General features: G+C 73.8%; 4 protein-coding genes. All 4 read left to right on the forward strand.

Features of this window, described 5'->3' with window-relative positions:
* On the forward strand, positions 1–2,290 hold a 2,290-nt coding region (locus tag AB0K25_RS31565; RefSeq protein ID WP_363823988.1), incomplete at its 5' end, for a phosphopantetheine-binding protein.
* A 48-nt stretch (positions 2,291–2,338) separates the two neighbouring features.
* Positions 2,339–3,376, forward strand: a complete 1,038-nt coding sequence (locus AB0K25_RS31570; RefSeq protein WP_219469031.1) for a ketoacyl-ACP synthase III family protein — start codon at positions 2,339–2,341, stop codon at positions 3,374–3,376.
* An 81-nt stretch (positions 3,377–3,457) separates the two neighbouring features.
* Entirely contained in the window at positions 3,458–4,315 is an 858-nt protein-coding gene (locus tag AB0K25_RS31575; protein WP_363823990.1) for an alpha/beta hydrolase, read from the forward strand.
* Positions 4,316–4,357: 42 nt separating this feature from the next.
* A partial coding sequence (locus AB0K25_RS31580; RefSeq protein WP_363823992.1) for a beta-ketoacyl synthase N-terminal-like domain-containing protein occupies positions 4,358–7,469 on the forward strand: 3,112 nt, incomplete at its 3' end.

The raw sequence follows: 7,469 nt of genomic DNA on the forward strand, positions 1-7,469 counted from the left end.
TTCGGGTGGTGTGGTGGTGCCGACGTTGCGTCGGGGTGAGGGTGGTGTGGGTCGGGTGTTGTTGTCGTTGGGTGAGGCGTTCGTTGCGGGGGTGGAGGTTGATTGGGGTCGGGTCGTTCCGGAGGCTGTCCGGGTCGACCTGCCCACCTACCCCTTCCAGCACGAGCACTACTGGCTCAAGACCACCCCGTCCGGCGTCACCACCGATCGTGGCGACCATGCGCTGCTCGGCGCCCCGGTGGAGTTGCCCGGCTCCGGCGGGGTGGTGCTGACCGGCACCGTCTCCCTGGCCGGCCTGCCCTGGCTGGCCGCCCACACCGTCGGGGACACCGTCGTACTGCCCGGCACCGCCCTGCTCGACCTGGCGCTGAAGGCCGGCGACGACGTCGGGCTCGACCACGTCGACGCCCTGACCCTGCACGAGCCGTTGACCGTGCCGGCCCGGGCGGCTGTCCACCTGCGGGTGGAGATCGGCGCACCGGGGGACGACGCCCGCCGGCCGCTGAGCATCCACGCCCGACGGGCGGACACCCCGGCCGGAGCGCCCTGGCGCTGCCACGCCTCCGGCACGCTCGCCGCCGGCGTACCGTCGCCGGGTGTCGACCTGACGGTGTGGCCGCCGCCGGCCGCGACCGGAGAGCCCGCCGCCGACGGTGTCGCGCGCTGGCGGCGCGACGGTGAGGTCTTCGCCGAGGTCCGGCTGCCCGACCGGCAGCGCGCCGAGGCGGACCAATTCGGACTGCACCCGGTCCTGCTGGACGCCGCACTGCGGGCCGTCGACGACCCGGCCGACGCGCCGTCCCGGCTGGCCGAGTTGCGCGGCGTGACCCTGCGGGCGGTGGGCGCGACCGTGCTGCGGGTGCACCGTGCCGCGTCGGGGCAGGTCACCGTCGCCGACACGACCGGTTCCCCGGTGGCGACGATCGCCGCCGTCACCACCCGCCCCTGCCCGACCGGTGAGGTCCGGACCGCGAGCGCCGCCGCCCAGGACGGCCTGTTCCGGGTGGAGTGGGTCCCGGTGTCCACGCCGGCCACCCCGCCGTCGCCGCCGACGATGGTCGTCGTCGGCGCCGATCCCCTGCGGGCCCGCGCCGGGCTGATGTCGGCGGACACCTACGCCGAGGCGTACCCCGACCTGGCCGCGCTCACCGCCGCGGTCGAAGCCGGCGCGGCCCGTCCGGACGTCATCCTGCTCAGCGACACCGACCCCGCGCCGTCGGCCGACAGCCCCTGGGAGACCAGTCGCCTCGTCACCCTGCGCCCGGACCCGACCGCCGCGGCCCCCCGCCGCCGTGGCCGGGCGGGCACCACCGGAACCGCCGCGGTGCCGGCCACCGCGGTGCCGGCCACCGCGGTGCCGGCCACCGCGGTGCCGGCCACCGCCGTGCCGGCCACCGCCGTGCCGGCCACCGCCGTGCCGGCCACCGCCGTGCCGGCCGGTGCCGTGCCGGCCGGTGCGACGCCCGCCCATGGCGACACCGTCGTGGTGGACGGCGTCAAGGCGTCCTGGCGGGCACTGACGACGGCGCTCGCCCTGGCCGAACCGCACCTGGTCGTCCGTCGCGGGACGGTGCTGACGCCCCGCCTGGCCCGGGTCACCGTCCCGGTGGACGACGCGACGCCGCCCGACGTCACCGGGCCGGTGCTGGTCACCGGCGGCGCGTCGGCGGCGCGCGGGGCGACCGTGGCCTTCCTGCGCGGGTGCGGGATCGAGGCCGGCGACGGCAGCGGGGACGCAGCCACCACCGTGGTCCGGCTGGACCACCCCGACGCGACGGTCACCAGCGCCACCCCGACCGTCGCGCTGCTGCGGGAACGGCCCGCCGGGGACCTGTCACCCGACGAGCTCGTCCTCGTCGAGGCGGCCTGCCGCGTCGGCGGGTCACTGGTCGTCGCGGCCGGGGCCGGCGCCTGGTCGCGGTCCCCCGACGCCCCGGCGCTGCTGCGGTCGTTGGCCCCGGCCGGCACCCGCCGCACCGCACGGGCCGTCGCCGACGCCCCGGCCGGCCTCAAGCAGCGGCTGGTGCTCGCGCCCGAGGGCGACCGGGACCAGATCCTGCTGGAGCTGGTACGCCGCAACGTCGCGGCGGTGCTCGGCCTGGCGTCGGCCGAAACCGTCGAACGGGACCGGCGGTTCCGGGACGCCGGGTTCGACTCGCTGTCCGCCCTGACGGTCCGCAACCTGATCAGCACGGAGACCGACCTGCGGCTCGCGCCCACGGTGGTCTTCGACCACTCCACGCCCGACGCCCTGGTGCGTCACCTCAGGCAGGAACTGCTCGGCTACTGACGATCCGCCGGCCTGCGGCGGAACACAGCTGAAGAATGGAGGGACCCCGTGCGAGTCGAAGGTGTCTATCTCGACGGGATCGGCCACCACCTACCCGACTGGGTGAGCGCCGAGGACGCGGTCGCGGACGGCCGGTACCGGGCGGAGGTCTTCGAGGCGAGCGGCCTGACCGGGACGCACATCTCGACGAAACTGCCCGCCCTCGACATGGCGGTGCTGGCCGCCCGGACCGCGCTGGAACGCTCCTCGGCCGGGACCGCCGACGTCGAGTCGCACATCCACGCGAGCGTCTACTACCAGGGGCCCGAGGGCTCCTACCCACCCGGCTACATCCTGCGTGAGCTGGGTGTCGCCGGCGCCGGCTCCCTGGAGATCCGGCAGGGCTGCAACGGGCTGCTCGCCGCGCTGGAGATCGCCGTCGGGCAGCTCACCGGCGTGGCCGAACTCGCCGTGGCTCTGCTGACCACCGCCCAGAACTTCGAGACGCCGCTGGTCGACAGGTGGCACGGCTTCGGCGACTCGTACATCCTCGCCGACGGTGCGGCGGCGGCCGTCGTCACCACCGAACCCGGCTTCGCCGAGGTCCGGTCGATCTGTTCCGGCACCCTGCCCGGGCTGGAACGGTGGCACCGCGGCGACGGCCCGTTGACCCCGCCGGTCGAGCAGAGCGCCGAACAGGTGTCGATGACCGCGCGGGCGGCCGCCTTCACCGACGACGAGATGCCGCTGGCCCGGGCCGTGGAGAGCCTCAGCGAGTTCGACGTCGGCATCATTCGCCGGGCGCTGGTCGACGCGGACCTCAACGTCGCCGACCTGGCCCGGGTGATCACCATCAACGAGGACGCCCGGATGACCGAGTTCACCACCCTCGGCCCGCTCGGCATCGACGTGTCTCTATCGACATGGGACTATGGCCGGTCGGTCGGCCACGTCGGCGCCGCCGACCTGGTCATCTCACTGGACCACCTGCTCGACACCGGGCAGGTCCACCCCGGCGACCACCTCCTGCTGGTCTCCCAGGGCCCGGGATGGCTCTGCTCCGCCGCCGTCCTCACCCTGCTGGAGAAGCCGTCCTGGCTGGAGTGAAGTGCCGTTTTAGATGCGTTCTAGGCCCTCTGTCTAGCGTCGAACCGTCACACGTTCCGAGTGCGCAACGGAGGGGATTCAGTGGACGCGATCGTGGCCGACGATGTCGATGCCGGGACCTTTGGCGTACCCGGAGCACGTCTGTATTACGAGGTCCAGGGCCAGGGGCCGGTGTTGCTGGTCCTCCAGGCCGGTGAGGGTGACGCCGGCCGGACCAGCTATCTCGTACAGCAACTCGCCGACCGGTACACGGTGGTGACCTACGACCGGCGCGGCCTGTCCCGCAGCAAACTCGACGGGCCACCCGCAGCGTTGACCATGGAGACCCATGCCGACGACGCGAGCGCCCTGCTCGCCCACCTCACCGACCAGCCAGCCCACGTGCTCGGCTCCGGCTACGGTGCGGCGATCGGGCTCTATCTCTCGCTGCGCCACCCGGAGCAGGTCCGCACCCTGGTCGCCCACGAGGCCCCCACCCTGCGACTGCTGCCGGCGGCCACCCGCGAGCGGGTCGTACGGGGGGTGGCCGCGGCCGAACGCGCCTACCACAACGACGGTTGGGGCCCCGCCATGAAGCAGATGGCGGCACTCAGCGGCATCGACCTGACCACGCTGGAGATGGAACCGGGCGTCGACTTCCAACCGATGACGGTCGACCGGGCCGCGAACATCGAGTTCTTCGTCAAGTACGACGGCCCGGCCTTCCGCAACTGCCAGCTCGACGCCGACGACATCGCCCGGCTCAAGCAGACCGGCATCCGGGTGATCCCGGCCGGCGGCTGCATCTCACAGGACATCTGGGCGTACGTCTGCGCGGAGGCACTCGCCGACGAACTCGGCACGGCGGTGGTGGAGTTCCCCGGTGGCCGCAACGGCCACACCACCCACCCCCGCGCCTTCTCGGCACGCCTGCACGAGGTGCTCGCCGCCGTCGCCTGACCTCCGCGCCCGACACCCAACCTCGAACAGGGACGGCCATCCATGGGAAGCACTGCCCCCGCGTACCAGGACGCCATCGCGGTCATCGGAATGTCCTGCCGATTCCCCGGCGCCGCCTCCCCGGACGAGTTCTGGGACCTGTTGGTACGCGGGGAGGAGGCGATCCGGGAAGCGCCGGCCGACCGCTGGTCCGGCGACCCGGGCACGGTCCGTCGTGGCGGCTTCCTCGACGACGTGGCCGGCTTCGACGCCCCGTTCTTCGGGGTGTCGCCCCGCGAGGCCGCCGCGATGGACCCGCAGCAGCGGCTGATGCTGGAACTGGCCTGGGAGGCGCTGGAGCACGCCGGGGCCGACCCGACGCCGCTGCGCGGCTCGTCGACCGGGGTGTTCATCGGCACGATCCAGGACGACTACGCCACCCTGACCCGGCGCGGTGGCGGCGACCCCGGCCCGCACACGCTGACCGGGCTGCACCGCAGCGTCATCGCCAACCGGGTCTCCTACCGGCTGGGCCTGGCCGGGCCGAGCATGGTGGTCGACACCGGCCAGTCGTCGGCACTGGTGGCGGTGCACCGGGCGATCGAGTCGCTGCACGCCGGCGAGTGCACGATGGTGCTCGCCGGCGGAGTCAACCTGATCCTGACCGGGGAGAGCACCGACGCCGTACGCGGCTTCGGTGGCCTGTCACCCACCGGGCGTACCCACCTGTTCGACGCCCACGCCGACGGCTACGTCCGCGGTGAGGGCGGTGGCCTGGTCGTGCTGAAGCGGCTCGCCGACGCGGTCGCCGACGGCGACCGGATCTTCTGCCTGATCCACGGCGGTGCCGTCAACAACGACGGTGGCGGCGACGGCCTGACCACGCCCAGCCAGGCCGGCCAGGAGCAGGTCGTCCAGCTCGCGCACACCCGGGCCGGCACCGACCCGGCCGACACCGGCTACGTGGAACTGCACGGCACCGGAACCCCGGTGGGTGACCCGATCGAGGCCGCCGCACTCGGTGCGGTGGTCGGCACGGCACTGGCACCCGGTGACCGGTTGCTGGTCGGCTCGGCCAAGACCAATGTGGGCCACCTGGAGGGCGCCGCCGGGGTGGTGGGGCTGATCAAGACGGCGCTCGCCCTGCGGCACGGGCTGATTCCCGCCTCCCTGCACCATGAGACGCCCAACCCGGCGATCGACTTCGCGGCCACCCGACTGACCGTGCAGACCACCCTCGCGGTCTGGCCCGTCAACCGGCCCCTGGCCGGCGTCTCGTCGTTCGGCATGGGCGGCACCAACTGCCACCTGGTCCTCGGCCCGTGGCCCGCGCCGCCCGCCGCCGTTGACGCCCCGACGTCCGTCGACGGGCCCGGGACGCCGTCGGGCACCCAGGTGGCCGCACCCGCCGTCGCCCGGGTCGTCTGGCCGCTGTCCGGTCGTACCCCGGCGGCGCTGCGCGCCCAGGCGCACCGCCTGCACCGCCATCTCACCGACCGGCCCACGGTGCCGATCGGCGCTGTCGGCCGTTCGCTGGCCGGCCGCAGCGGCTTCGACCACCGGGCCGTCGTGGTCGGCCGCGACCGTGAGGAACTGCTCGCCGGGTTGGCCGACCTCGCCGACGGCCGTCGCCGGGCGGGACTGGTCACCGGTCGGGCCGACACCGGCACCCTGGGCTTCCTGTTCACCGGGCAGGGCGCGCAACGCCCCGGGATGGGACGCGACCTGTACGACGCCTCGCCGGTCTTCGCCGAGGCGTTCGACGAGGTGTGCGCGGAACTCGACAGGCACCTGGACCGGCCGCTGCGCGAGGTCGTCTGGGACGATCCGACCGCGCTGGACCAGACCGGCTACACGCAACCCGCGCTGTTCGCCCTCCAGACGGCGCTCCACCAGCTCACCGTCTCCTTCGGGGTACGCCCCGACTACCTGCTCGGTCACTCGATCGGTGAACTGTCCGCCGGGTACGCCGCCGGGGTCTGGTCCCTGCCCGACGCCTGTCTGCTCGTCGCCGCCCGTGGTCGACTGATGCAGGCCGCGCCGGCCGGCGGCGCGATGCTGGCGATCGCCGCGCCGGAGGACGTGGTGACCGCCCACCTCGCCGACTTCGCCGCACGGCTGGACCTCGCCGCCGTGAACGGCCCGAACGCGGTCGTCGTCTCCGGCGACGCCGACGCCGTCACCGACCTCGCCGCCCGCTTCGACCAACTCGCCGTCAAGACCCGACGGCTCCGGGTCAGCCACGCCTTCCACTCCGCCCACATGGACCCGGCGCTGGACGAGTTCACCCGCGTCGCGGCCGGCATACCCGCCCGGACGCCCCAGGTGCCGGTGGTGTCGAACGTGTCCGGGAAGCTGGTGCAGGCCGAATACACCGACCCGACGTACTGGGCGGCGCAGATCCGTCGACCCGTCCGTTTCCTCGACGGCCTGCGTACGCTGCGGTCGGCCGGGGTCACCGCGTTCCTGGAACTCGGCCCGGACCCGGTGCTGACCGGGCTGGCCGAGGCGGAGCACGACGCCGGCTCCGGCAGCTCCGACGACACGGCGTACGCCGTCCTGCTGCGGCGGGACCGCGACGAGCCGACGACGGCGTTGACCGCGCTGGCCCGGCTGCACTCCCACGGTGTGCCGGTGAACTGGTCCCCACTGTGGCCGGACGCGGACCGCGCCGACCTGCCGACCTACGCGTTCCAGCGGCGACCGTACTGGATCGACACCGCCGCCTCCTCCGCCGGCACCGCCTCCACCGCCACCGCCACCGCCTCCACCGCCGGCTCCGCCGTGCCGGTCGACGTGCCTCCGTCGACCGCGCCGGAGGCACCCGCGACCGGGGCGGCGGAGGTCGACCCGGCCAGCTGGGCTGGGCGGCTGTTGGCGCTGCCCGAGCACGAGCGCCGGCCCGCCGCCGAACTGCTCGTACGTCGCCTGGTGGCCGAGACGCTCGACTATGCCGACCTGGCCGACGTCGACGGCAGTCTCACCTTCAAGGAACTCGGCATCACGTCGCTCACCGCCGTGGAACTACGCAACCTCGTGACCGCCGAAACCGGCCAGTCGTTCTCCGCCTCCATGGTCTTCGACTTTCCGACTCCGGTGTTGGTGGCGGAGCGGTTGGTGGGTTTGGTGGTGGGTGGGGTTTCGGGTGTGGGTGTTGCGGGTGTGGGTGTGGGTG

Source organism: Micromonospora sp. NPDC049257, assembly GCF_040678915.1.
Lineage (GTDB): Bacteria > Actinomycetota > Actinomycetes > Mycobacteriales > Micromonosporaceae > Micromonospora > Micromonospora antibiotica.